Source organism: Geomonas propionica, assembly GCF_016458235.1.
GTDB lineage: Bacteria > Desulfobacterota > Desulfuromonadia > Geobacterales > Geobacteraceae > Geomonas > Geomonas propionica.
This window is the reverse complement of record NZ_JAEMHK010000032.1, coordinates 1-2,077: the sequence shown is the minus strand read 5'-3', so window position 1 is coordinate 2,077 and position 2,077 is coordinate 1. Positions and strand designations below refer to the sequence as shown.

Genomic DNA, 2,077 nt, shown 5'->3' with positions numbered 1-2,077 from the left:
TAGAGAGGCTCGAAATGGATAGCTCCGATCTGAAGAAAATAGTGAAGGATTTGCAAAAGTTAGCAAAACAGCTTGATGATATAGACTCTGAGATGTATGGCTATGAAAACATAATGGAAAATGCACGTGATGCGGTGAAGTTCATTTTTATGGATCGACATAGCAACAGTAACACTGATATCAAAGCGAGTAAACGAACAGCTGTAAGATCGGGCATTTTTTTTATACGTCTAACCCGACCAATATTATCGCCAATGGTTGATCATAGAAAATCAATTCATTCCTTGTTTCAAGCAACAATTTGTAATTATTTGACCTATTGTTTTTCAATTAAATACGCGGATACGCCGTTCAAATTAGCTTCTGATTCAATAGTGACAAATCTCATAAAAATTCTTGACACCGAAATCTATTACCTGAAATCTTTGTGCAACCTTGATGGTTTATTAGACATGTTTCTCGAACTCAGGTATGCGTCTTATCTGTCTGCAAGTGGTGTCGAAATTGGCCAAGACGCTCAGCTGAAAGGATTTGCTCAAAGAGAGGGAATGCATGTTCGAAGTGTAAAGGCACGTCTCAAAAGAGTTTTAAATAATGAAGCACAAGTATGATGCCACTACAACTTGGCACAAGGAGAAAGTACAGTGGTAGAAATATTCGAAATAAAATGCAACAGTGGCGTTATTTTCACCCCTTTGTACTGCAAAAATACAACCCAGCTCATTCATGATGTTCATGTTAACGAGATATGTGAATCTCTGTTTGTACCTGTCTCAGATCTTGCAGAGATAATTATTGATGTTACGCAGTGTGAAATCAGAAATTTCGATTATGGAAATCTGATTATTGCGCATCAAGGTAGTGGTTTCATTTACATGCGATTCGTCAAAACGTCTCCTTTATTTGACCTGACAGGAACCTATTTTTTTCCTACTGTTGCCGCAATGAGTAACTATAAAGACATAGTTGAAACACTAAACGAGTGTATGCAGCAAGGCATCGAGAAAAAGACATGGGAAAACGTTACATTGTTCAGGAGACTCAACTGATGGAGCAACAACTGCCAATGTGATTCTCCAAGCGGGTTAAGTCGATGTCATACGACAGGATCTCTACCGCATTCTTGAGAACCTGAACTGAATACCCTTTGCCATATCGACCGAACGTTTCACCCTTCACGACGTGACCGACCAGTTCCGACACCAACTCCTTTGAGAGGTTTGATTGTTTTAATTCGTCAACGAAGGTGTGCCGGAACGAATGAAACACCTTCCCTTTATCTGTTTGAACATTCTTCGAATACCACTCATTGAAGCGTCCACCCCATCGCTTGCACCAAGACTCACGCCAACGAACGAATCCCCACAGATTGCCAGAGTGTTTTCCCCGTGCTCGGTTGTTACAAAACTCGATGAATCCCATGTGGAGGAGCTTGGAGTGAATAGGTACGAGTCTCAAGCCCGCCTCTGTTTTGGTGGTCTTCTCTCCTTTGCTGTTGATGTCGAACACCCAGATCCCGTCTTCGTGCCGAACGTCGCCTCTTTCTAATTGACAGATCTCCTCTTTGCGCATACCACTAAACAAAGCGATCAGAGGAATCCAGACGTTGGTTTCGTCACCAGCGATCAACGGGATGTTCGAAAAGATAGATTGCAAGTCGTCGATGCTGAATCGTTTTCTCTCGCTGTCATGTCGGTTGGAAAGGGTTAAGAGTAGTCCCTCAGCACAATTCCGAGCACAGATCTCTTGGCGAACAGCCCACCGGAGCATGGATGAGAGATGAACTAAGTGAGTGTTACAGGTGCGTTCTTTCATCCCTTCCGAGATCAGAGCTGACCGAAGACGGATGACATCTTCTCGCTTGACGGCGTTGACCTTCCTATCGCCGATAATTGAAATGTTCCGTGCAAAAATGGTTTCGTAACCGAGAAGGGTTCGGGGCTTGAGGTTCGGGCTTTTTTCCTCAAGGTACATCCTGATGACTTCAGACAGGAGCTTGTCGCGGGATTGAACTTTCTCTCTATAGAGCAAGTCGGTCACCGTCTTCTGCAACTGCTCCTCGGTCAGCATACCCGAG

At 43.5% G+C, this 2,077-nt stretch carries 3 protein-coding genes; 2 read left to right on the top strand and 1 reads right to left on the bottom strand.

The window, feature by feature from the left end; genetic code table 11:
- Both JFN90_RS22010 and JFN90_RS22005 read left to right on the top strand, forming a co-directional pair.
- The coding region (locus JFN90_RS22010) for a hypothetical protein (protein WP_215906905.1) at nucleotides 1-611 on the top strand (611 nt) is incomplete at its 5' end.
- 33 nt (nucleotides 612-644) lie between these two features.
- Nucleotides 645-1,049, top strand: a complete 405-nt coding sequence (locus JFN90_RS22005; protein ID WP_199397283.1) for a hypothetical protein — start codon at nucleotides 645-647, stop codon at nucleotides 1,047-1,049.
- Here JFN90_RS22005 and JFN90_RS22000 read toward each other — a convergent pair.
- The coding region (locus JFN90_RS22000; RefSeq protein WP_215906904.1) for a tyrosine-type recombinase/integrase at nucleotides 1,042-2,077 on the bottom strand (1,036 nt) is incomplete at its 5' end. The genes JFN90_RS22005 and JFN90_RS22000 overlap by 8 nt on opposite strands.